The sequence below is a fragment of the Streptomyces sp. NPDC002853 genome, assembly GCF_053591915.1.
Genome location: NZ_JBSFUS010000009.1, coordinates 287,146 through 307,883 on the forward strand (window position 1 = coordinate 287,146; position 20,738 = coordinate 307,883).

Annotated in this window: 20 protein-coding genes; 11 read left to right on the forward strand and 9 right to left on the reverse strand. The window is 69.7% G+C overall.

Features of this window, described 5'->3' with window-relative positions:
- The first annotated feature begins 50 nt into the window (after positions 1-50).
- The gene (gene serC, locus ACWD02_RS25840; protein WP_451214809.1) at positions 51-1,169 is read left to right on the forward strand and encodes a phosphoserine transaminase; all 1,119 of its coding nucleotides are present in this window, start codon (positions 51-53) and stop codon (positions 1,167-1,169) included.
- Positions 1,170-1,248: 79 nt separating this feature from the next.
- On the opposite strand, the gene ACWD02_RS25845 is transcribed toward serC, so the two are convergent.
- Positions 1,249-2,100, reverse strand: a complete 852-nt coding sequence (locus tag ACWD02_RS25845; RefSeq protein ID WP_451214810.1) for an ABC transporter permease — start codon at positions 2,098-2,100, stop codon at positions 1,249-1,251.
- Positions 2,097-3,122 (reverse strand): ATP-binding cassette domain-containing protein, encoded by a 1,026-nt coding sequence (locus tag ACWD02_RS25850; RefSeq protein WP_451214811.1) that lies wholly within the window; start codon positions 3,120-3,122, stop codon positions 2,097-2,099. Before ACWD02_RS25850 ends, ACWD02_RS25845 begins: the two co-directional genes overlap by 4 nt.
- Before the next feature lie 139 nt (positions 3,123-3,261).
- Between ACWD02_RS25850 and ACWD02_RS25855 the strand changes: the two genes are divergently transcribed.
- Complete coding sequence (locus ACWD02_RS25855; protein ID WP_451214812.1) at positions 3,262-4,053, forward strand: TetR/AcrR family transcriptional regulator; 792 nt, start codon at positions 3,262-3,264, stop codon at positions 4,051-4,053.
- An 11-nt stretch (positions 4,054-4,064) separates the two neighbouring features.
- Here the strand turns inward: ACWD02_RS25855 and ACWD02_RS25860 are convergent, their stop codons facing one another.
- Positions 4,065-5,084 (reverse strand): WD40 repeat domain-containing protein, encoded by a 1,020-nt coding sequence (locus tag ACWD02_RS25860; RefSeq protein ID WP_451214813.1) that lies wholly within the window; start codon positions 5,082-5,084, stop codon positions 4,065-4,067.
- Positions 5,085-5,199: 115 nt separating this feature from the next.
- Between ACWD02_RS25860 and ACWD02_RS25865 the strand changes: the two genes are divergently transcribed.
- Positions 5,200-5,925: a GDSL-type esterase/lipase family protein gene (locus ACWD02_RS25865; RefSeq protein WP_451214814.1), complete on the forward strand. Its 726-nt coding sequence runs from the start codon at positions 5,200-5,202 to the stop codon at positions 5,923-5,925.
- Here the strand turns inward: ACWD02_RS25865 and ACWD02_RS25870 are convergent.
- The gene (locus tag ACWD02_RS25870) at positions 5,890-6,345 is read right to left on the reverse strand and encodes a carboxymuconolactone decarboxylase family protein (RefSeq protein WP_451214997.1); all 456 of its coding nucleotides are present in this window, start codon (positions 6,343-6,345) and stop codon (positions 5,890-5,892) included. The genes ACWD02_RS25865 and ACWD02_RS25870 overlap by 36 nt on opposite strands.
- Before the next feature lie 66 nt (positions 6,346-6,411).
- On the opposite strand from ACWD02_RS25870, the gene ACWD02_RS25875 reads away from it, so the two are divergent.
- Complete coding sequence (locus ACWD02_RS25875) at positions 6,412-6,945, forward strand: MarR family winged helix-turn-helix transcriptional regulator (RefSeq protein WP_451214815.1); 534 nt, start codon at positions 6,412-6,414, stop codon at positions 6,943-6,945.
- Between the two features lie 58 nt (positions 6,946-7,003).
- Positions 7,004-7,996: an aldo/keto reductase gene (locus ACWD02_RS25880; protein WP_451214816.1), complete on the forward strand. Its 993-nt coding sequence runs from the start codon at positions 7,004-7,006 to the stop codon at positions 7,994-7,996.
- A 134-nt stretch (positions 7,997-8,130) separates the two neighbouring features.
- On the opposite strand, the gene thpR is transcribed toward ACWD02_RS25880, so the two are convergent.
- Positions 8,131-8,700: an RNA 2',3'-cyclic phosphodiesterase gene (gene thpR, locus ACWD02_RS25885; protein WP_451214817.1), complete on the reverse strand. Its 570-nt coding sequence runs from the start codon at positions 8,698-8,700 to the stop codon at positions 8,131-8,133.
- Positions 8,701-8,816: 116 nt separating this feature from the next.
- Between thpR and ACWD02_RS25890 the strand changes: the two genes are divergently transcribed.
- Positions 8,817-9,326, forward strand: a complete 510-nt coding sequence (locus tag ACWD02_RS25890) for a GNAT family N-acetyltransferase (RefSeq protein ID WP_451214818.1) — start codon at positions 8,817-8,819, stop codon at positions 9,324-9,326.
- Between the two features lie 12 nt (positions 9,327-9,338).
- On the opposite strand, the gene ACWD02_RS25895 is transcribed toward ACWD02_RS25890, so the two are convergent.
- Positions 9,339-10,676 (reverse strand): MFS transporter, encoded by a 1,338-nt coding sequence (locus ACWD02_RS25895; protein WP_451214819.1) that lies wholly within the window; start codon positions 10,674-10,676, stop codon positions 9,339-9,341.
- 75 nt (positions 10,677-10,751) lie between these two features.
- Positions 10,752-11,189, reverse strand: a complete 438-nt coding sequence (locus ACWD02_RS25900; RefSeq protein WP_249589249.1) for a MarR family winged helix-turn-helix transcriptional regulator — start codon at positions 11,187-11,189, stop codon at positions 10,752-10,754.
- A 144-nt stretch (positions 11,190-11,333) separates the two neighbouring features.
- On the opposite strand from ACWD02_RS25900, the gene ACWD02_RS25905 reads away from it, so the two are divergent.
- Positions 11,334-11,516: a ribbon-helix-helix protein, CopG family gene (locus tag ACWD02_RS25905; RefSeq protein WP_363211910.1), complete on the forward strand. Its 183-nt coding sequence runs from the start codon at positions 11,334-11,336 to the stop codon at positions 11,514-11,516.
- A 35-nt stretch (positions 11,517-11,551) separates the two neighbouring features.
- On the opposite strand, the gene ACWD02_RS25910 is transcribed toward ACWD02_RS25905, so the two are convergent.
- Entirely contained in the window at positions 11,552-13,000 is a 1,449-nt protein-coding gene (locus ACWD02_RS25910; RefSeq protein WP_451214820.1) for an NCS2 family permease, read from the reverse strand.
- Positions 13,001-13,223: 223 nt separating this feature from the next.
- Here ACWD02_RS25910 and ACWD02_RS25915 point away from each other — a divergent pair, with 223 nt between their 5' ends.
- The 4 genes from ACWD02_RS25915 (at position 13,224) to ACWD02_RS25930 (ending at position 17,280) form a co-directional block, all read left to right on the forward strand.
- The gene (locus tag ACWD02_RS25915; protein ID WP_451214821.1) at positions 13,224-13,493 is read left to right on the forward strand and encodes a DUF2530 domain-containing protein; all 270 of its coding nucleotides are present in this window, start codon (positions 13,224-13,226) and stop codon (positions 13,491-13,493) included.
- 133 nt (positions 13,494-13,626) lie between these two features.
- The gene (locus ACWD02_RS25920) at positions 13,627-16,029 is read left to right on the forward strand and encodes an HAD-IC family P-type ATPase (RefSeq protein ID WP_451214822.1); all 2,403 of its coding nucleotides are present in this window, start codon (positions 13,627-13,629) and stop codon (positions 16,027-16,029) included.
- 217 nt (positions 16,030-16,246) lie between these two features.
- On the forward strand, positions 16,247-17,089 hold the full coding sequence (locus ACWD02_RS25925) for a hypothetical protein (RefSeq protein ID WP_451214823.1): 843 nt from the start codon (positions 16,247-16,249) through the stop codon (positions 17,087-17,089).
- A 14-nt stretch (positions 17,090-17,103) separates the two neighbouring features.
- Positions 17,104-17,280, forward strand: coding sequence for a hypothetical protein (locus ACWD02_RS25930; protein ID WP_451214824.1), 177 nt, complete (start codon positions 17,104-17,106; stop codon positions 17,278-17,280).
- A gap of 198 nt (positions 17,281-17,478) precedes the next feature.
- Here ACWD02_RS25930 and ACWD02_RS25935 read toward each other — a convergent pair whose 3' ends face one another.
- Complete coding sequence (locus tag ACWD02_RS25935) at positions 17,479-20,622, reverse strand: sacsin N-terminal ATP-binding-like domain-containing protein (RefSeq protein WP_451214825.1); 3,144 nt, start codon at positions 20,620-20,622, stop codon at positions 17,479-17,481.
- Positions 20,623-20,738: the final 116 nt, after the last annotated feature.

The window sequence follows — 20,738 nt, forward strand, 5'->3', positions numbered from 1 at the left end:
CCGGCGGACACCCCCAAGGCCCCCGCGCCAGATGCCGTTAGGCTCCTCCCGTGGCTGAGATCCAGATTCCCGCTGACATCAAGCCCGCCGACGGACGTTTCGGCGCGGGCCCCTCCAAGGTGCGCACGGAGGCGCTGGACGCGCTCGCCGCCACCGGTACCTCTCTGCTCGGCACCTCCCACCGCCAGGCCCCGGTCAAGAACCTGGTCGGCAAGGTGCGCGAGGGTGTGCGCGACCTCTTCTCCCTCCCCGAGGGTTACGAGGTGATCCTGGGCAACGGCGGTTCCACCGCCTTCTGGGACGTCGCGACGCACGGCCTCATCGAGAACAAGTCGCAGCACCTCAGCTTCGGCGAGTTCTCCTCCAAGTTCGCCAAGGCCTCGAAGCTCGCCCCGTGGCTGGCCGAGCCCACCGTGATCACCAGCGAGCCGGGCACGCACCCCGACCCGCGGGCCGAGGCGGGCGTGGACGTGTACGGCTTCACGCACAACGAGACCTCGACCGGTGTCGCGGCTCCCGTCAGGCGGGTGGCCGGCGCGGACGAGGGTTCCCTCGTGCTGGTGGACGCCACCTCCGGTGCGGGCGGCCTGCCGGTCGACATCGCCGAGACGGACGTCTACTACTTCGCCCCGCAGAAGTCCTTCGCGTCGGACGGCGGCCTGTGGATCGCCGCGTTCTCCCCGGCGGCCATCGAGCGTGCCGAGCGCATCCACGCGAGCGGCCGTCACGTGCCGGAGTTCTTCAGCCTTCCCACGGCGATCGACAACTCCCGCAAGAACCAGACGTACAACACCCCGGCGCTCGCCACGCTCTTCCTGCTCGGTGAGCAGCTGGACTGGATGAACGGCCAGGGTGGCCTGGAGTTCACGACCGGCCGCACGGCCGCGTCGTCGCAGGCGCTGTACGGGTGGGCCGAGGAGTCGAAGTACGCGACGCCGTTCGTCACGGACCCGGCCAAGCGTTCGCAGGTCATCGGCACGATCGACTTCGCGGACGAGATCGACGCGGCCGCGGTGGCGAAGGCGCTGCGCGCCAACGGCATCGTGGACACCGAGCCGTACCGCAAGCTCGGCCGCAATCAGCTGCGCGTGGCGATGTTCCCGGCGATTGATCCTTCGGATGTCGAGGCGCTCACCAAGTGCATCGACTACGTGATCGAGAAGCTCTGAGGTTTCACAGTCACCTGCGGGTGCCTTGTGGCTGGTCGCGCAGTTCCCCGCGCCCCTTCGGGCGCGGGGAACTCTGCTTTCACCGGCTCAGCTGCTTGAACTTCCGTACCGCCAGGGGCAGGAACAGGAGTGAGATCGCGAGCGGCCAGAGCACGGCCATCAGCACCGCGTTCTGCTCGACCCAGCTCGCCCCGCCCGCCCCGGGGTTGCCGAACAGTTCGCGTGCCGCCGTGCCCGTGGAGGAGACCGGGTTCCAGGCGGCGACCGGCGCCAGCCAGTCCGGCATCAGCGAGGGCGCGACGAAGACGCTGGAGATCATGGTGAGCGGGAAGGCGACCGCGTAGAGCCCGCCCGCCGCCTCCGGGGTCGGCACCACGAGGCCCAGGAACACGCCGACCCAGATCAGGCTGAACCGCAGCAACAGGAGCAGCCCGAAGGCGGCCAGGGTCTCGGGCAGTCCGGCGCTGGACCGCCAGCCGATCGCGAGCGCGGTGAGCGCGAGGATCGTCAGCTCGGCACACGCCACGATCAGGTCGGCGAGTCCGCGCCCCGCGGCCACCGCCGACGGCGCCATCGGCATCGAGCGGAAGCGGTCGATGACGCCCTTGGTGGAGTCCGTGACGACCGCCATCGCGGTGTTCATGAAGCCGAAGGCCATGGTCATCACGAACATGCCGGGCATCAGGAACTGCTTGTAGTCGCCGTCCTCGCCGCCGCCGGGCACCTTCATCGCCTCGCCGAAGACGAAGCCGTACAGGAGCACGGAGATGATCGGGAAGCCCAGCTGCCAGGCGATGTTGACGGGCTGGCGCTGGAAGTGCGTGAGGTAGCGGCGGGTGACGTTGAAGGTGTCGGCGAGCGCCCAGTAGAACCGTCCGTGCGACGGCTGCGAGGCGTCGGTGTCCGTGCTCGTGGTCAGTACGGCGCTCATGCCGCGGCTCCCGTCTTCTCTGCGATGTCGGCGGCCTCGGTGGCCGGTTGCCCGCTCGCGCCCGTCTCGTCCTCCGTGCGGTGTCCCGTCAGCCGCAGGAACACGTCGTCGAGGCTCGGCCTGCGCAGTCCGATGTCCTCGACCGCGACGCCTTGGTCCTGGAGGGTCCGCGCGACGTCCGTCAGGGCGGCGACCCGGTCGGTGACGGCGGCCTGGACGCGGCGCTCCAGGTCGACGGACTCGGGCACGCCCTCGGCGACGCGGGCGACGGCCTTCAGGGCCGCGGGCAGGTCGGCGGTGTCGCGGACCACGACCTCCAGGTAGCTGCCGCCCACCGTGTTCTTCAGGCCGTCCGGGGTGTCGTCGGCGATGGCGCGGCCCTGGTCGATGACGGTGATCCGGGAGGCCAGCTTGTCGGCCTCCTCCAGATACTGCGTGGTGAGCAGGACGGTCGTGCCGTCCGCGACCAGTTTCCGTACGGTGTCCCAGACTTCGAGGCGGCTGCGCGGGTCGAGTCCGGTGGTCGGCTCGTCCAGGAAGAGGACGGCGGGCGCGAGGATCATCGAGGCCGCGAGGTCGAGCCTGCGCCGCATGCCGCCGCTGTACTGGCCGGCCCCCTTGCCCGCCGCGTCCACCAGGTCGAACTGTTCGAGGAGTTCCTGGGCCCGCCGCGCCGCCCGCTTGCCGCCGAGGTGGAAGAGACGGCCGAACATCTCCAGGTTCTGCCGCCCGGTGAGGACCTCGTCGACGGCCGCGTACTGGCCGGTCAGGCCGATGCGGCCGCGCACCACGTCCGGCTGTCGCACCACGTCGGCCCCCGCGACCTCGGCCCGGCCGCCGTCGAGGCGCACCAGCGTCGAGAGGATGCGCACGGCGGTGGTCTTGCCCGCGCCGTTCGGGCCGAGCAGTCCGTGCACCGTGCCGCGTGCCACGCGCAGATCGAAGGCGTCCAGGGCCTTCTTCTCGCCGTAGCGCTTGTCGAGCCCCTCGGCTCGTACCGCGTATTCGTTCGTCTCGCTCACTGCCCCTCCAGATCTTCCCGTACCGGTCACCCGGCTCGGACACCCCTCTGGGTACGCCGTACCCAATAGAGAGTACACCGTACTCAGTTTTTCGGGTACACCGTACCCAATTAGGGTTCCGGCGATTAGGCTGACCGTCATGACGAGCACGAACGGCGGTTCCGGCGACAACCAGCGCACCGACAGCGACATCGTCCGCAGCCTGGAACTGCTCTGGGATGAGGGCGAACGCCCCACGCGCGGCCCCAAGCCAGGACTGACCCTGGAGCGGATCGTCACCGAGGCGGTCCGGCTCGCCGACACCGAGGGGCTCACGGCGGTCTCGATGCGCCGCCTGTCCACGGAGCTCGGCACCGGCACGATGTCCCTGTACCGCTACGTCCCGGGCAAGAGCGAGCTGCTCGACCTGATGCTGGACCGGATGTACATGCCGGCCCCCGACGCCGCGCCCCCGAGCGGCGGCTGGCGCGAGGCCGTGCGGACGTACGCCCGCGAGACCCTCGCCCTCTACCGCGAACACCCCTGGCTGCTCCAGGTCAACCAGGCCCGCCCGGTGCTCGGTCCCGGCGCGGTGAGCGGCTTGGAGCTGACCCTCGCCGGGATCAAGTCCATGGGCCTGCCCGACCCCGAGCTGATCGGCGTGATCGTCATGGTCGAGGGGTACGTCACCGGGGTCGCCCGCACCCAGGTGCACGAGGTGGAGGCGGTCAAGAAGACCGGCCTGACGGACGAGGCGTTCTGGGAGGCGCAGTACCCGACCCTCGGACGGATCATGAACAGCGGGCGCTACCCCCACCTCGCGGGCTTGTCCGACGACGCGTTCGGCTCGCAGTTCGACCACTTCGAGTTCGGCCTGCAACGCCTGCTCGACGGCCTCGACGTCCTGGTGGCCCGCCGCGAGGCGGAGACGGGCGCCGCCCGGAAGGCGTGAGGCCCGGCCCGCTACTTCCGGCGGAACACCCGCTTCAGCCCGAAGAACGCGGCGAGCACGACGGCGAGGGTCAGCGCGCCCACCTTGACGTCACCGCCGAGCCCGGAGCCCCCACCGTCCCCGGACTCGCCCGAACTCCCGGCGCCTGACGACGAGTTGCCGCCACCGCCCGCCCCCTCGACCTCGACGGGCTCGACCTCGCTCTGCGCGCCCTCGGTGCCGTACAGGATGGTCGTCCCGTCCAGGGTGTACGTCGCGGACTCACCCTGCCGCTGCAACGGCACACTCAGCCGCCCCTCGCGCTCGGGCTTCGTGCCCTCGCCCTTCCAGGTGTACGAGACGCCGCCGAGATAGCCGCGCAGGGCGAGCTGCTTCCCGTCGGGAGAGAAGGCGCCGTCCGTGGTCCAGAGTCCGGTGGTGCCCAGGCGCTTGAAGACGTTGACCCCGGAGGAGGACATCTGGGCGGGTCCCTCGTACAGCGCGCCGCCCTCCTCCTTCTTGTCGGCGATGTAGATGCGGCCGGTCTTCGGGTGGACCATCAGTGCCTCGGCGTCGCGCGCGCCGTCCTCGTACTTCACCGTGTACTGCGTGGCGCGCACGGTCTGCTCGCCCAGCTTCTTCGGCTCGGGCAGCTTGTAGATCCACACGTGGGACCAGGTGCCGCCGAGGTTGTCGCCGATGTCGCCGACGTAGATGTTGCCGTCGGCGCCGACGGAGACGGCCTCCACGTCGCGGGGCTTTCCGACGCCGGTCATGGTGATCGTGGCGACGGTCTTGCCGGTCTTGCCGTCCACCGCGTAGAGCAGCGCGCCGTTCTTGTCCTGGTCGTTGTGCGTCCAGTAGACGCCCGGGTGGGCGCGGGAGGCGGCGAGGCCGCTGGACTCGATGATGCGGGGGTCCTTGATGGTGAACCCGTCGTGGCTGTCGTCGGCGGCGGCGGGGCCGGTGGCGCCGGCGAGGAGGAGCAGGGCTCCGGTGGCGGCGGTGCCGACGGCACCGAGGACACCCATCGAGGAACGCAGTGAACGCATGGCCCAAGCCTGCCACCCCCGCGCTCGGGGGCGGGCGTTCGCCGGGTGTTCGGCCTCACATCGGGTGTTCAGCCTCACATCGCAGGCCGGGGCGTTGATCCGCGATGATGAGCGGATGCTCAGGTTCATGTTCGTCGGCGACTCGATGACGATCGGCAGCGCGGGGGAACACACCTGGCGCTACCGCATGTGGCAGCACCTGCGGTCCTCGCTCGGCGAGGAGGGTTTCGCGGTGGTGGGCCCGCGCAGCGCGCTGCACGACAAGATCTCCGGCGAACCGGTCTCGTACGACTACGCGGGCAGCGACCCGGAGTTTCCTCGCCACCACTTCGCGGGGTGGGGCGAGGGCTGGCTGCACATGGCGCCGCGGATGGCGGACGCGGTGCGGGAGGACCGCCCCGACGTCCTGCTCATCTCGCTGGGCCTGATCGACCTGGGGTTCTACACGAACGCGGAACAGACGGCGGAGAACGTACGCCGCTTCGTCTCGGCGGCGAGGTCGGCCAATCCGCGTGTCCGCCTTGTCCTGCTCCCGGTGATACCGAACATCCGGGCCAGGACGGACGCCCCGTTCGCGGCGGAGGTGTCCCGCTTCAACGTGCTCCTCGCGAAGGCCGCCGCGGACCTCGACACAGGCGCCTCCCCGCTCCTCCTGGCCTCGACGCCACCCGCGTACGACATCGACCACGACACGTACGACGGCACGCACCCGAACGCGAACGGCGAGCACAGACTGGCGGCGGCGTTCGCGGACGCGATGCACCAGGCGTGGGCGCTGGGCGCGCCGTACGACGGCCTCAGCCCGTCACGTGGCCCGCGTCAGGCGGTTGGCCAGGGTTGACATCGTGTACGTGCCGATGCCGAGGACGACTTCGAGGGCGTTTCGTTTCGTGTAGCCGTGGTCGAGGAACTTCTTCAGGTCGCCGTCGTCCACGCAACCCGCGGTCGCGAGGACGTCCAGGGTGAACTGCCGTACCGCCTCAAGGCGTTCGTCGGTCAGCGCCTCGCCCTGGCGCAACGCGGTGATCAGCCCGGTGTCAGCGCCCAGCTTGCGGAGCTTGCCGGTGTGCATGGTCACGCAGATGTGGCAGTCGTTGCGTACGGCGACGGTCATGATGACGACTTCCCGCGCCACCGGCTCCAGCGTCGAGCCCTCGAAGGACGCGCTCAACTCCAGGAAGCCGTTGAGCAGTTCGGGCGACTCGGCGAGCCGCGCCACCGCGTCCGGCGTCCTGCCGAAGGCGGCGGCCGTGCGCTCCATCGCGGCGCGGGACTCGACCGGTGCGGTTTCCACGGTGTGCTCGGCGAACAAGAGGTACCCCCTACGATGGACAACGTGGTTGACGACAAGAAGGTAAACCAGGTTGTCGATTCTGGCAAGGGTGTCCCGCCGAAGGGCGACGGGCACGGCTTCGAGCTGCCGCTGCTCCTCTTCGCCGGGTTCCGCACGCTCATCGACCGGCTGCACGCCGAACTGGCCCGCCAGGGCCATCCGGACGCACGCCCCGCGCACGGCTTCGCGATGCAGGCGATCGGCGCGCGCGGCGCGAGCGCCAGCGAGGTCGGCCGCCGGCTCGGCGTCTCCAAGCAGGCCGCGGGCAAGACCATCGACCGCCTCATCGCCCTCGGCTACGCGCACCGCACGGATGACCCCGCCGACGCCCGCCGCAAGCTCGTCCGCCTCACCCCGCACGGCATCGACGCGCTGCGCCGCTCGGCGGCGATCTTCGACGAGCTGCACGCGGAGTGGGCCGGGCAGCTCGGCCCGGGACGCCTGCGCACGATGGAGGACGACCTGCGCACGGTCGTGCCGCCGGACGCTTTCCGCCTCGACGCTGCGGGCTGGCTCGGCGGCGCGTGACCCCAACGGAGCCCGCACCCTTGCATAGAGCGCACTCCAAGTCGTTGGCTTGGCAACCATGAAGTACACGCAGCTGGGACGCACAGGACTCAAGGTCAGTCGACTCGTGCTCGGGACCATGAACTTCGGGCCACTGACGAACGAGCCCGACAGCCACACGATCATGGACGCCGCGCTCGACGCGGGCATCAACTACTTCGACACCGCCAATGTCTACGGGTGGGACGAGAACAAGGGCCGCACCGAGGAGATCCTCGGCACGTGGTTCACCCAGGGCGGCGAGCGCCGCGACAAGACCGTCCTCGCCACCAAGATGTACGGGAACATGGCTCTCGACGGAAAGCCGGCGTGGCCCAACCACGACCTGCTCTCGGCGGTCAACATCCGCCGGTCGGTGGAGGCTTCGCTCAAGCGCCTGCAGACCGACTACATCGACATCTACCAGTTCCACCACATCGACCGCCGCACTCCCTTCGAGGAGATCTGGCAGGCCATCGACACCCTCATCACCCAGGGCAAGATCCTCTACGCGGGTTCGTCGAACTTCCCCGGGTACAAGATCGCCCAGGCCAACGAGATCGCCGCGCGACGCGGCAGTTACGGCCTCGTCAGCGAGCAGTGCCTCTACAACCTCGCCGAGCGCAGCGCCGAGATGGAGGTCATCCCGGCCGCGCAGGACTACGGCCTGGGCGTCATCCCGTGGTCGCCGCTGCACAGCGGGCTGCTCGGCGGCGTCCTGAAGAAGGAGGGCGAGGGCAAGCGGCGCACCGGCGGACGCGCCGCCCAGGAGCTGGCGAAGCCCGAGGTGCGCGCGCAGGTGCAGGCGTACGAGGACCTGCTCGACAAGCACGGCCTCGCGCCGGGCGAAGTGGCGCTCGCCTGGCTGCTCACCCGGCCCGGCATCACCGGGCCGATCGTCGGGCCGCGTACGTCGGAGCAGCTCACCAGCGCACTGCGCGCGGTCGATCTCGAACTACCGGCCGAGCTGCTCGACGCCTTGGACGAGATCTTCCCGGGGCCGGGGCCCTCGCCGGAGTCCTTCGCCTGGTAGCGGGCGGCAGGTCCGGGCGGCCGCGGTCATCGCCTCACTGGCCGACCGCGGCCGCGACCGCCACGACGACGAACATCAGCACGAGCACACCGGCCATGATCCGGTTCCTGGTTTTCGGGTCCACGTAGTCGAGGTTAACCGGCTCCGCCCAGTGGCCATCGACCGACCACCTCATAGCGGGGCCGTTCCCCCGCCACACCGCTCACGGGCAGATTGCTGCGTACGAGGGTCAGCTCGGTCACGGTCCACTCCGCGCCCTCGAAGTCCGCGAGGCCGTCGGCGTACGTGCGCAGGGGCGGCTCCCCTTGGCCGCGGGCCAGTGTCAGGTGGGGGCGGTAGTGGCGGTGCTCCTCCATGGGGATGCCGGACCTGCGGGCCGCGGCGTCCGCCCTTCGGGCGAGGAGGCGCAGGGTTTCCACGTCGCCCTTGGCGCCGGTCCACAGCGCCCGGTCGCCGAAGTGGCCTCCGCCGTGCAGGGCCAGGGGGAAGGGGGGTGTGCGCTTCGCCGCGCGGGAGAGGCATTCGGAGAGTTCGGGGACGGTGGTGTCCTCGACCTCCGCCATGAAGGCGAGGGTGAAGTGCCAGCTCTCGCGGAGCGTCCAGCGGAGGGATTCGGCGCCGGGCAGGGTTCTCAACTCGGCCGCTGCTCCGGCCAGTTCATCCGCTGCCGCGTCCGGCGGCAGCACGGCCGCGAAGAGTCTCATGGGGCGAGTCTCGCCTCCCGCGGTTCTTTCCCCAACCCCGCGCCTTACCGGCTGAAGTACCGGGTCCGGCGGAACCCCAGTTTCGGGAAGGCCCGGACCGGGGGAGAAAAAGCCGCATGGACAGCCACATAACCATCCGCCCCGCCGGTCCCGACGACATCCCCACCGTCCTCGCCCTCTTCGACGAGGCCGTCGCCTGGCTCGTCTCGCAGGGCCGCACCGGACAGTGGGGCGACACGCCCTGGTCGGCCAACCCGAAGACCATCGCCCTGGTCGAGAAGTATCTGACCACCGGCTCCCCCTGGATCGCGGAGATCGGCGACCAGCCGGTCGGCACGCTCACCCTGACCGATGGACCGGGCTCGTACATCGCGCCGGTCGACGAGCCGGAGCGGTACATCCACCTCCTGGCATCCCGGCACGGGACAGGCGCGGGCGCCGCCCTCCTCGCGCACGCGGCGGAGGAGACCCGGAGACAGGGCGTCTCCCTGCTCCGGGTCGACTGCTACGCGGGCGGTGACGGCAAGCTCGTCGCGTTCTACGAGCGCAACGGCTTCACGCGGACCGAGTCCTTCGTCGAGCAGGACGGCACCTGGCCGGGCCAGATCCTGGCCCGGCGCGTGTGACCGGGTAGGCGCTCACGCCGCCGTCGCCAGTTCCCGCGGCACGAACTGCACGTGCTGCTGCCCGCGCCGCAGATCCACCTTGAGCCGCAGGTTCGCGGCGCGGGCCAGCATCAGACCGACACCGACCGCGGCCACGGCGCATATGAGGCCGCCCGCGGCCATGCTGACACGTACCCCGTACGCGTCGGCGAGCCAGCCGAAGAGCGGGCCGCCGAGCGGCGTGCCGCCGGTGAAGACCATCATGAAGAGGGACATGACGCGGCCCCGCATCTCGGGGTCGGTGGCCATCTGGACCGACGAGTTGGCGGTGACGTTCACCGTCAGGCCGAGGATGCCGATCGGGACGATCAGCGCGACGAACATCCACAGCTCGGGCGCGAACGCGGCGACGATCTGCAGGACGCCGAAGGCGATCGCGGCCCCGGCGAGCAGCCTCAGGCGTGAGGTGCCGCGGCGGGCCGCGAGCAGCGCGCCGGCGAGGGAGCCGATGGCCATCAGGGTGTTGAACAGCCCGTACATCCCCACGCCGCCGTGGAAGATGTCGTCCGCGAAGGCGCTCAGCCAGATCGGGAAGTTGAATCCGAAGGTGCCGACGAAGCCGACGAGGACGATCGGCCAGATCAGCTCGGGGTGCTTGGAGACGTAGTTCAGGCCTTCCCTCAGCTGTCCCTTGCCGCGCGGCTTGCGCGGGGTGGGGTGCAGCTCGCGGGTGCGCATCAGCATCAGGCCGGTGAGCGGCGCGAGGAAGGACAGGCCGTTGGCGAGGAACGCCCAGCCGGGACCGACCGCGGCGGTGAGACCACTCGCCACGGCGGGGCCGATGAGGCGGGCGGACTGGAAGTTCGCCGAGTTCAGCGAGACGGCGTTGCGGACCTGGTCAGGTCCCACCATCTCGGACACGAAGGACTGCCGGGTCGGGTTGTCCACGACCGTGACGAGACCCGTGAAGAAGGCCGCGAGGTAGACGTGCCAGACCTGGACGTTGCCGCTCAGGGTGAGCGCCGCCAGGAAGAGGCCGCTGATGCTCATCGCGCCCTGGGTGCAGAAGAGCAGCTTCCGCTTGGCGAAGCGGTCGGCGATGACACCGCCGTAGAGGCCGAACAGGAGCATCGGCAGGAACTGCATCGCGGTGGTGATGCCGACCGCGGCCGAGGAGCCGGTGAGGCTCAGGACCAGCCAGTCCTGGGTGATGCGCGCCATCCACGTGCCGGTGTTGGAGACAACGGCGCCGGAGGCGAAGAGCCGGTAGTTACGGATCTTCAGCGAGCTGAACATCGACGTCTTCGCGGCGGGGGACTTGTCGAGGGTGGTTGGTGCGGGGGCGGAGTCTGCTCCGGATCCCGTACTCAAAGTGCGTTCGCCTCCTTGGCGTCGTACGGCTCACGGCGGGTGGCCCGGAGTGAGTACTGCTTGTCGATGCGCGAGCTACAGGTGGGCGAGCTTCTCCAGGACGGGAGCGGCGGCACGCAGTCGCGCCCACTCGTCCTCGTCGAGATGCTCGGCCAGGCCGGCCAGCCAGGCGTTCCGCTTGCGGCGGCTCTCCTCGAGCATGGCCTCGGCCGTCTCCGTCTGGGTCACCACCTTCTGGCGGCGGTCCTCGGGATGCGGCTCGAGCCGGACGAGACCCTTGGCTTCGAGCAACGCGACGATGCGGGTCATCGACGGCGGCTGCACGTGTTCCTTGCGGGCCAGCTCACCGGGGGTGGCGTGGCCGCAGCGGGCGAGGGTGCCGAGCACCGACATCTCGGTGGGGCTCAGCGACTCGTCGACCCGCTGGTGCTTGAGTCGACGGGACAGGCGCATCACGGCGGAGCGCAGGGAGTTCACGGCGGCGGCGTCGTCACCATGGGAGAGGTCCGGCATGTTCGTTAGAGTAACTCATTACTCTAGCTAAAGACCACTCGGTTTCCCGCGGCAAGGACCACGGAACCCTTTCGTCACCCATATGAGTGAGGTGGCCGCGGAAAGTGAGACACGGCCCGAGGAACGGCAGGGACCCTGGCACGCATGGGATCGACAGTGCTCAGCCTGCGAATAGACGGTGAGCTGCTCGACCGGCTCAAGCAGCACGCCGCCAAGAGGGGAATGAGCGTCCAGGACTACGTGGTCGGGACGCTCATCCGTGGTGACTTCGACGAGCGCTTCCAGAGCGCCGTCGAGGAGACGGAAAAGTTCTACGGGGCGGCCTGATGGCCGCCCCGTAGGCATTCACGTGATGCGGGCCCTTACGTGAGGCCGAGCGCCGGCATCAGGTAGTAGAAGGCGAAGACCGCCGACACGATGTACATCGCGGCGGGTACCTCGCGGCCGCGGCCCGAGGCGAGACGCAGCACGGTGAAGCTGATGAAGCCGATGCCGATGCCGTTCGTGATCGAGTACGTGAACGGCATCATCACCATCGTCAGGAACGCCGGGATCGCGATGGTGAAGTCCGCCCAGTCGATCTGGCCGATCGAGCCGGACAGGATCAGGAAGCCGACCGCGAGCAGCGCGGGCGTGGCCGCCTGCGACGGGACCATCGTCGCGATGGGCGTGAGGAACAGCGCCACGGTGAAGAGACCGCCGGTGACGATGTTGGCGAAGCCCGTGCGCGCGCCCTCGCCGACGCCCGCCGTGGACTCCACGAAGCAGGTGGTGGCCGAGGAGGACGAGGCGCCGCCCGCGGCGACCGCGATGCCGTCGACGAACAGGACCTTGTTCATGCCCGGCATGTTGCCGTTGGCGTCGGTCAGCTTGGCCTCGTCGCCGACGCCCATGATCGTGCCCATGGCGTCGAAGAAGCACGAGAGGAGGACGGTGAAGACGAAGAGGATGCCGGTGAGCAGGCCGACCTTCTCAAAGCCGCCGAACAGACTGACCTGACCGACCAGGCCGAAGTCCGGGGTCGCGACGGGGTTGCCGGGCCACTCGGGCGTCGTCAGGCCCCAGGAGGGCACCTTCGCGACCGCGTTGATGATCATCGCGACGATCGTCATGACGACGATGCTGATGAGGATCGCGCCCGGCACCTTGCGGACGATCAGGCAGAGCGTGAGCAGCGCGCCGAGCACGAAGACGAGCACGGGCCAGCCGTTGAGGTGCCCGTCGCCGCCGAGCTGCAGCGGGACCGTGGTGTGCGCGGCGTCCGGGATGCGCGAGACGAAGCCGGAGTCGACGAGGCCGATCAGCATGATGAAGAGGCCGATGCCGATCGCGATGCCCTTGCGCAGGCCCAGCGGTACGGCGCTCATCACGCGCTCCCGCAGTCCGGTCGCCACGAGCAGCATCACGACGAAGCCCGCGAGGACGACCATGCCCATCGCGTCGGGCCACGACATGCGCGGCGCGAGCTGGAGGGCGACCACGGTGTTCACGCCGAGACCGGCGGCGAGGGCGATCGGGACGTTGCCGATGACACCCATGAGCAGCGTGGTGAAGGCTGCCACCACGGCGGTCGCGGTCACCAGCTGGCCGTTGTCGAGCTGGTGCCCGTACATGTCCTTCGCGCTGCCCAGGATGATCGGGTTCAGCACGATGATGTAGGCCATCGCGAAGAAGGTGGCGAAGCCGCCTCGGACCTCACGGACGAGGGTCGAACCCCGTTCGGTGATCTTGAAGAAGCCGTCGATGCCACCCTGCGGGGGCTTCGGCGGCTCTTTGCTGGCGTCGACCGGGGTGGTGGCCGAGGAAGGCATGCGGGACCTCGTGGACTCAGAGAAACGCAGAGAAAGGGGGAAGATCGTTAAGTGGTGGCCGTTGATCGATTTGTTTGTTCTTACGAAAACAACCAGCCATTAACGAGCGGTTTCAGTATGAATACATGAAGGGGAATTCGCTATCTCCGCGCGTAGACCCTTGTGGCAGCGGGGCACACCGACCCCCGCGGGGGCCCGCCCCGGCTGCTCGTAAGCTATGCGCATGGAGAAGTGGACCCCCAAGCACGAGGCGCCCGAGCCCCTGGAGGGCCCCGTCGTCGCCACCATCACGGGCGGCACGATCCTGTGGTTCGTCCTCTTCCTGGTGCAGCTGCCGTTCTACGGCTGGTTCGACGACCGCGACGCCACCTGGTGGGTGTGGACCTGCCTGGCCGGAGCGGGCCTCGGCCTGATCGGCATCTGGTACGTGCGGGGACGCGACGCCGCGATCAAACGGGACGCGGCACGCAAAGCGGCCCCCGCCGCCGAGTAGTCCCTTCGTATCGCGGCCACCCGCGCGACCATGGGACCGCCGTACAACCACGGGACGGTCCGTCTCCTACCGTGGTCGGATCTTTGGGCCACTCAAGGGGTGAAGCCCCCGCCCCGCCCGTACCGTCGAAGCCATGACGCATATCGACGCGGGCGCCGAGCTCGACCCGGTCCACCCGGTGGCACCGCCCACCGGACGCGCGACGGGTCTGACCGCCGCCGAGGTCGCCGAGCGGGTCGCACGCGGCGAGGTCAACGACGTACCCGTCCGCAGCTCCCGGTCCACCACCGAGATCATCCGGGCGAACGTCTTCACCCGCTTCAACGCGATCATCGGCGTGCTCTGGGTGATCATGCTCTTCGTCGCGCCGATCCAGGACTCCCTCTTCGGCTTCGTGATCATCGCCAACACGGGCATCGGCATCATCCAGGAGCTGCGCGCCAAGAAGACCCTGGACGGACTCGCGGTCATCGGCGAGGCCAAGCCGACCGTGCGGCGCGACGGAACGGCGGCCGAGATCTCCACCTCCGAGATCGTCCTCGGCGACCTGGTGGAGCTGGGTCCAGGGGACAAGATCGTCGTGGACGGCGAGGCGGTCGAGACCGAAAGCCTTGAGGTCGACGAGTCACTCCTGACCGGTGAGGCCGACCCCGTCATCAAGAAACCCGGCGACAGGATGATGTCGGGCTCCTTCGTGGTCGCGGGCGGCGGCGCGTTCACCGCCACGAAGGTCGGCCGCGAGGCGTACGCTGCGCAGCTCGCCGAGGAGGCGAGCCGCTTCACGCTCGTCCACTCCGAGCTGCGCTCCGGCATCTCCACGATCCTCAAGTACGTGACGTGGCTGATGGTCCCGACCTCGATCGGCCTCATCATCAGCCAGCTCGTCGTCAAGGACGACAACTTCAAGGAGTCCGTCGCCTACACCGTGGGCGGCATCGTCCCCATGATCCCGGAGGGGCTCGTGCTCCTCACGTCGGTCGCCTTCGCGATCGGGGTCATCCGGCTCGGCCGCAAGCAGTGCCTCGTGCAGGAACTCCCCGCCATCGAGGGCCTGGCCCGCGTCGACACGGTCTGCCTCGACAAGACCGGCACCCTCACCGAGGGCGGCATGGACGTCACCGAGCTGAGGCCGCTGAACGGCTCGGACGAGGCGTACGTACGGAAAGTCCTCGGCGCCCTGGGTGAGTCCGACCCGCGGCCGAACGCCTCGCTCCAGGCGATCATCGACTCGTACCCCGACAGCGAGGAGTGGCGCTGCACGGAGTCGCTGCCCTTCTCCTCGGCCCGCAAGTACAGCGGCGCCTCCTTCAGCGAGGGCGACGGCAACGACTCGACGTGGCTGCTCGGCGCCCCCGATGTGCTGCTGCCCGACGGTGACCCGTCCCTCGCCGAGATCGAGGACCTCAACCAACAGGGCCTGCGCGTACTGCTGCTCGCCCGCGCCACCGGTGAACTGGACGACCCGGAGGTGGCGACGGGGGCCACCGCCACCGCCCTCGTCGTCCTGGAGCAGCGGCTGCGCCCGGACGCCGCCGACACCCTGCGGTACTTCGAGGAGCAGGACGTCAGCGCGAAGGTCATCTCCGGCGACAACGCGGTCTCGGTGAGCGCGGTCGCGGGGAAGCTGGGCCTTCCGGGCGCGGAGAACACCGTCGACGCCCGCAAGCTGCCCGCGGAACAGGGCGAGATGGCCGAGGCCCTGGACGCCAACTCCGTCTTCGGCCGGGTCACCCCGCAGCAGAAGCGCGACATGGTGGGCGCCCTCCAGTCACGCGGCCACACGGTCGCCATGACGGGCGACGGCGTGAACGACGTGCTGGCCCTGAAGGACGCCGACATCGGCGTCTCGATGGGCTCGGGCTCGGAGGCGACGCGTGCGGTCGCCCAGATCGTGCTCCTGAACAACAGCTTCGCGACGCTGCCCTCGGTGGTCGCGGAGGGCCGCCGGGTCATCGGCAACATCACGCGGGTCGCGACGCTGTTCCTGGTGAAGACCGTCTACTCGGTCGTCATCGCGCTGCTCGTGGTCTGCTCGCAGGTGGAGTACTTGTTCCTGCCACGCCACTTGACCCTGCTCTCGACCCTGACGATCGGCGTCCCGGCCTTCTTCCTCGCCCTGGCGCCCAACAAGGAGCGGGCCAAGCCCCACTTCGTACGAAGGGTCATGCGGTACGCGATCCCCGGCGGGGTCGTCGCGGGCGTCGCCACCTTCTGCACGTACCTCCTGGCCCGCCATCACTACGCGGGGGCGGGCGCGCGGGAAGCCGAGACCAGCGCGGCCACGCTGGCGCTGTTCCTGATCGCCATGTGGGTCCTCGCGATCATCGCCCGCCCCTACACGTGGTGGCGGCTCGGCCTGATCGGCACGATGGGTCTCGGCTTCCTGCTGGTGCTCACCGTGCCGTGGCTCCAGGACTTCTTCCAGCTGAAGCTGGTCGGCACGACGATGCCGTGGGCGGCGGTCGCGGTCGCGGCGGTGGCCTCACTGATCATCGAGGTCATCTTCCGCTGGGTCGGCCGCCGCTTTCCGGCGTAGCTCTTGGGCGTAGTTCTTCGGCGCAGCGGCCCCAGACTTTCCCCTTTGCCGGCCTTGCTGTCGACGTCGCCCTTCGGGTCGGCCACCACCTTGACCATCCAGGTGGATGCAGTCGCGTTCATAGGGCGGGTTGCGGAATCTCAAGTATTCCGTCTACTCTCAGCCCGGGGTTCGGGAAATAATCTTCCCGAAATTTAAAACTTGACATGGGGGAACAATGCGTTCGCTGCACTGCAGCAGAAGGCTTCTTTCTGGCACGGCAGTTGCCGTTGCCACACTTCTGACCACTCTCACTCCGGCTGTAGCGGCAAATGACCCGGCCGCTGATGCCACCAAGAAGGCTCGCGTAGCCGTCCTGCTGTCTCGAATTGCGGTCACTGGCGTATCCATGGATTCAGGAAACGAAGCCGCAATCGCCCAGCACTACCGCTTCCTGGATACCCTCAAGGAAGAATTTCCTGAGGTGGCGAAGGGGGTCCCCGACCCTAGGTACTTGAAGGTGTCGGTCGACGAAGCCGTGGTCTCCGAAGAGGGCGAGGCTGTATCCGCGGAAACCGGCAAGCCTCTCAGCGCGGCCGAGCTTGCGGAGATCGAACCTCCTGCGGACGCCCAGCTGAGCGACCCCTCAGAAGAGCAGGAGACGCCCGAGGAGACAGACGTCGACCTCGAGGCTCCAGCACTGAAGAGCGCGGGGGTCGGGGCAGCTCGCGTCAGCGGCGGTAAGTGGAAGATGACGCACATCACTTACACCCACCGTAGCTACCTCGGCAGCACGATCTTCAAGTACCACACCTACGCTCGGTTCAACTACAAGGGCGGCAAGGTGCGCGCCTGGGGCAAGCGTTACGACAGGTTCAGCAACGAGCAGGACGTGGTCGACACCGGCAGCAGGATCGAGAACCGCAAGTCGAGGGTCCCCGCATCTTCCGCTACATCTATGATGAAGCGGAAGGTGAAGCTCCAGGTGCCGGTCTACGGCGATTACGCCAACGTATACCCGTGGGCCAAAGTGAAGGTCTACGGCACTGGAAAGACGAAGGTCGCCGGTAGCGGCGCCTAACGCGAGGGAACTGGATGAAGTCTCTTATTCTGCAGATAGTCGCGATTCTCGCGGTCTTCTTCATCATCCTCCTCGCCCTTGGGGCTCAATTCGGAACGGTCGAGATCAGCATCTGGGGAGTCACTCAGATCGCTCTTATCGTGTTCGTGATCCTGCGGTACCGGCGGGCATCTTCCGCGGAGGATTCCTGAACTAGTACTCCGCTGCTTTCATCGGCGACTTCCGGCCTCAGGCTGTAAGAAGTCGGGCGAAAGCCGGTAATGCGCGAATGCCCCTCTCTGCCATCTGGTGGAGAGGGGCATTCATGTTCTCGGAGGCAGCGGCTGCTGCGGAGCTAAAGAGGAGCGCAGGCTTCCGGCAGAATCCGCCGGATGCCCGCTGGGCCCCGCTCAGTCGAACCAGCGATCCCGCTCCAGCTCATCCGTCCGTGAGGGATCCTCGAGCAGCGCCGCCACCTCGAACCGCCGCGGCCACTGGCCCGCCGCCCAGGCGAGACCGGCGGCCACGCCCTCCAGGGTGGCCGCGTGGACGGCGCCGTCCGGCGTCCGGCGCCAGTCCAGCTCGACGTCCCCCACGAACAGCTCCTCGTACTCGACGTACGTCTCCGGGGTCATGGGACCAAGCAGCACCCGCACCGATTCCGGCACCGGATGCTCCGAGCCCTCCCCGGAGGGCTCCTCCGCAGCCGTCTCGCTCAGCCTGCGCACCTGGAACAGCTCGGCCAGGTCACCCGCCCTGCGGGGCTCCACGGGCAGCAGCGCCACGCCCCCGGCCAGCGGCAGCAGATCAGGGGCGTCGGCGACGACCGCTTCCGCCACGTCGACGACCACGACCTCACCGTCCACCACGGCCCGCACCTCGTCCGGCAGCGTCACCTGCTCCGGGTCCAGATCGGCCAGAGCGCCGTACAGGGCGTGCAGTTGGGCCGCCGAAACGGTCCGCTCCGGGTCCGCGAGCCGTTCGAGCAGCTCGGCGGCGCCGCCGGGCTCCGCGAGGAGCGCGGCGACCGACGTACGGACGCCGAGCGCCCGCAGCACCTGCTCGTCGTCGAAGCCGGACGCGTCGGCGGCGTCGTAGAGCCCTTCGAGCAGCGGGTCGCCGCCCGAGGCCCGCAGACCGGCCGGACGCCGGCCGCCGAGGACGGGATTCCCGCGCAACCACCAAGCCGTGTACGAACGGACGCTCTCCGTCGTGCCGTCCGGCAGCAGAATCCGCAACGGCTGCGTCAGCGCGTCCCGCAGCGGGGGCCGCGAGAGCATCTCCAGCGCCTGCGGCCAGCACTCCTCGTCGACCAGATCCAGATCCCGTACGGCGATGATCTCGGTGGCGACCGGCGGGACGGGAGTCTCCGGCAGCCGGTCGAGGGTGTCCTCGCACCACACGTCGACCGCGTCGAGCAGCCCCGCGTCGTCAGGCTCGGCGAAGTCGCCCTCGCGCGGCTCGAGTTCATCGGGGTCGAGTACGACGTCCGTGGCGCGGACAAGGGCGAACGTGGCGAGCACTCCGCACGCGGCGAGGGGCTGCTCACCCCAGCGCTCGGCGAGCTCGGCGTCCACCGTGGCGAGTTCGTCCTCGCGCATGACCTGGGCGAAGGGGCTGCCGGGGAGGACGAGTTCACCGGCGGGCGCGAGGTCGCCGTCCTCGTCGTCGGGGAGGGCGAGCGCGCCGAGCCAGGGCTCGTCGCCGGGCGCGAGGTTCGCGTCACGGACGAGCGCGAGCACGATGTCCGCGAGCTCGTCGGCGTCCAGGGCGTCCTCGTCCCACGTGTCGTCGTCGAGTGAGGCGGCGACGGCGGCGCGGACCTGTGGGGTCGTCAGGACGGCGCGGGGCGTGGCGGGCAGGGCGCCGAGCTTCTCCAGGAGGGGGTGCACGGCGTCGGGGTGCGCGACCTTCAGGCCGAGGCGGACCAGGGTCGCGGGGTCGCTGTCGTCGCCGATGACGGGGAGCAGGACCTGGCGGGGCCCGATGGTGGTGCGCCCGTCGGCGAGAGGGACGGGAAGCCCGGTGAGGCGGTCGGGGTCGACACCGGCGAGGGTGTCGTACAGCCGGTGCCACCACTCGGGTTCCCGCTCAAGACCGGCGAGCCGGTCGATGGCCTCGGTCAGCGGGACGCGGGCGACGCCGAGGGTGCGCAGCTCGGCGCGCCGCTCAAGTCCCGCGGGCAGCAGGCTGGGCAGCACGTCGGCGAGAACCCGTACGGTGTCGGCGCCCGCGCCCTCCACGACCTCGGCGTCACGTGGCCGCAGCGCGACGGGGACCTGCCACTCGGGTACGTCGGGGTCCTCTTGGGGGACGGCCTCCACCGCGGGCGGCAGGAAAGCCGTGCGGGGCAGCCGGTCGAGGATGGCCTGGCGCAGGGCGCCGTCGAGTTCGCTCCTGCCGAGCGGGCCGGGGACGAGGCTGATGATGCCTTCGCCGACGGGCCGCCATTCGGCGAGGAGTTCGGCGTACGCGTCGGCCGCGCGCTGCACGAGGAAGTCGGTGAGGGGCCCGGGCGCCGCGTGCCGCCGGGTCGTGTCCAGCGGGAACGAGGCGATGAGCAGGGCGGGCACTCCGAGCGGCTCGTCGCTCGGGGTCGGCGCGTGCAGGACGGGGGCGCTGCGGGGCGCCTGCGGGGCGCCTTCACGGTCGGTGGGGACGGCCCAGGTGACGGACCAGTGGGGGCGCAGCCGCTCCTCGACGGGCCGGTCGGCGAGGAGATCCTGCTCCAGGGGGCCTTGGTGGCTGACGAGGCGCCAGCGGGTGTCTCCGTCACGGCTGTCGGAGATGTCGGCGTAGCCGTGGTCGGGCTCGGCGGTGCGGCGGAGGGTGCGGGGGGCGTGCTCGCCGACCTGGACCACCACCTCCTCCAGGCCGGGCAGGGCGAGGAGGAGGGCGTCGTCGATGCCGTCGAGGAGCCGTACGACCAGGTCCTCGGCGGCGGCGTCCCGCAGGGGCAGGATGACGACGGTGTCATATCCCTCCGGGGCGGATCCCTCGGCGGCGAAGGGCAGCCGCAGCAGGGGTACGTGGCCGTCGCGCCTGCGGATCTCGTCGCCGAGGCCGGGGCTGAAGCGGGCGGTGTCGGCGGCGAGTTCACGCGCCTCGCCCAGGGACCAGCGGACGCCGCCGGTACGCCCCACGAGGGCGGGCTCGTCCGATACGGCGAGGACGGCCGCGAAGCCGACGCCGAACCGGCCTACGGCGCCGTTGCTCTGGTCCTCCCGCTTGGCGGAGGCGCGGAGGGTGGAGAGGGATTCGACGCCGGTGGCGTCGAGGGGGGCGCCGTTGTTGGCGGCGGCGAGTACGCCGTCCCGGAGGGTGAGGGCGAGGCGGCCCGGAGCGCCGGCCCGCGCTGCCGCGTCGGCGGCGTTCTGCGCGAGCTCGACGATGAGGCGGTCCCGGTAGCCGCCGAGGGCGAGGTCCTCCTCGGCGTTGGCGTCCTCCCGGAAGCGGGCCGGGCTCGCCGCCCAGGCGTCGAGGACGCCCCGCCGGAGCCGTGCCGTGCCGAACGGGTCTGTGCCCTCGGCCGCCGGCCGCACGGTCTTGCTCACGGTGTCGTCTCCCTAGCTCGGTTCGCGGGGCGAACGGTACCGCGTCCCGGGTCTCCCCTGATGAGGGGCGGTCCCTGACTGGCCGGGTCCTACGGGTCCTACGGGGCCTGCGGTCG

What these genes read in the sequence shown, in the direction of transcription:
- ACWD02_RS25930 (WP_451214824.1), top strand. Translation starts at nt 17,104, where the DNA reads ATGAAGTCTCTTATTCTGCAGATAGTCGCGATTCTCGCGGTCTTCTTC.
- thpR (WP_451214817.1), bottom strand. Translation starts at nt 8,700, where the DNA reads ATGAGACTCTTCGCGGCCGTGCTGCCGCCGGACGCGGCAGCGGATGAA.
- ACWD02_RS25845 (WP_451214810.1), bottom strand. Translation starts at nt 2,100, where the DNA reads ATGAGCGCCGTACTGACCACGAGCACGGACACCGACGCCTCGCAGCCG.
- ACWD02_RS25860 (WP_451214813.1), bottom strand. Translation starts at nt 5,084, where the DNA reads ATGCGTTCACTGCGTTCCTCGATGGGTGTCCTCGGTGCCGTCGGCACC.
- ACWD02_RS25900 (WP_249589249.1), bottom strand. Translation starts at nt 11,189, where the DNA reads ATGCCGGACCTCTCCCATGGTGACGACGCCGCCGCCGTGAACTCCCTG.
- ACWD02_RS25865 (WP_451214814.1), top strand. Translation starts at nt 5,200, where the DNA reads ATGCTCAGGTTCATGTTCGTCGGCGACTCGATGACGATCGGCAGCGCG.
- ACWD02_RS25870 (WP_451214997.1), bottom strand. Translation starts at nt 6,345, where the DNA reads ATGGAGCGCACGGCCGCCGCCTTCGGCAGGACGCCGGACGCGGTGGCG.
- ACWD02_RS25890 (WP_451214818.1), top strand. Translation starts at nt 8,817, where the DNA reads ATGGACAGCCACATAACCATCCGCCCCGCCGGTCCCGACGACATCCCC.
- ACWD02_RS25855 (WP_451214812.1), top strand. Translation starts at nt 3,262, where the DNA reads ATGACGAGCACGAACGGCGGTTCCGGCGACAACCAGCGCACCGACAGC.
- ACWD02_RS25920 (WP_451214822.1), top strand. Translation starts at nt 13,627, where the DNA reads ATGACGCATATCGACGCGGGCGCCGAGCTCGACCCGGTCCACCCGGTG.
- ACWD02_RS25880 (WP_451214816.1), top strand. Translation starts at nt 7,004, where the DNA reads ATGAAGTACACGCAGCTGGGACGCACAGGACTCAAGGTCAGTCGACTC.
- ACWD02_RS25910 (WP_451214820.1), bottom strand. Translation starts at nt 13,000, where the DNA reads ATGCCTTCCTCGGCCACCACCCCGGTCGACGCCAGCAAAGAGCCGCCG.
- ACWD02_RS25915 (WP_451214821.1), top strand. Translation starts at nt 13,224, where the DNA reads ATGGAGAAGTGGACCCCCAAGCACGAGGCGCCCGAGCCCCTGGAGGGC.
- ACWD02_RS25925 (WP_451214823.1), top strand. Translation starts at nt 16,247, where the DNA reads ATGCGTTCGCTGCACTGCAGCAGAAGGCTTCTTTCTGGCACGGCAGTT.
- ACWD02_RS25875 (WP_451214815.1), top strand. Translation starts at nt 6,412, where the DNA reads ATGGACAACGTGGTTGACGACAAGAAGGTAAACCAGGTTGTCGATTCT.
- ACWD02_RS25905 (WP_363211910.1), top strand. Translation starts at nt 11,334, where the DNA reads ATGGGATCGACAGTGCTCAGCCTGCGAATAGACGGTGAGCTGCTCGAC.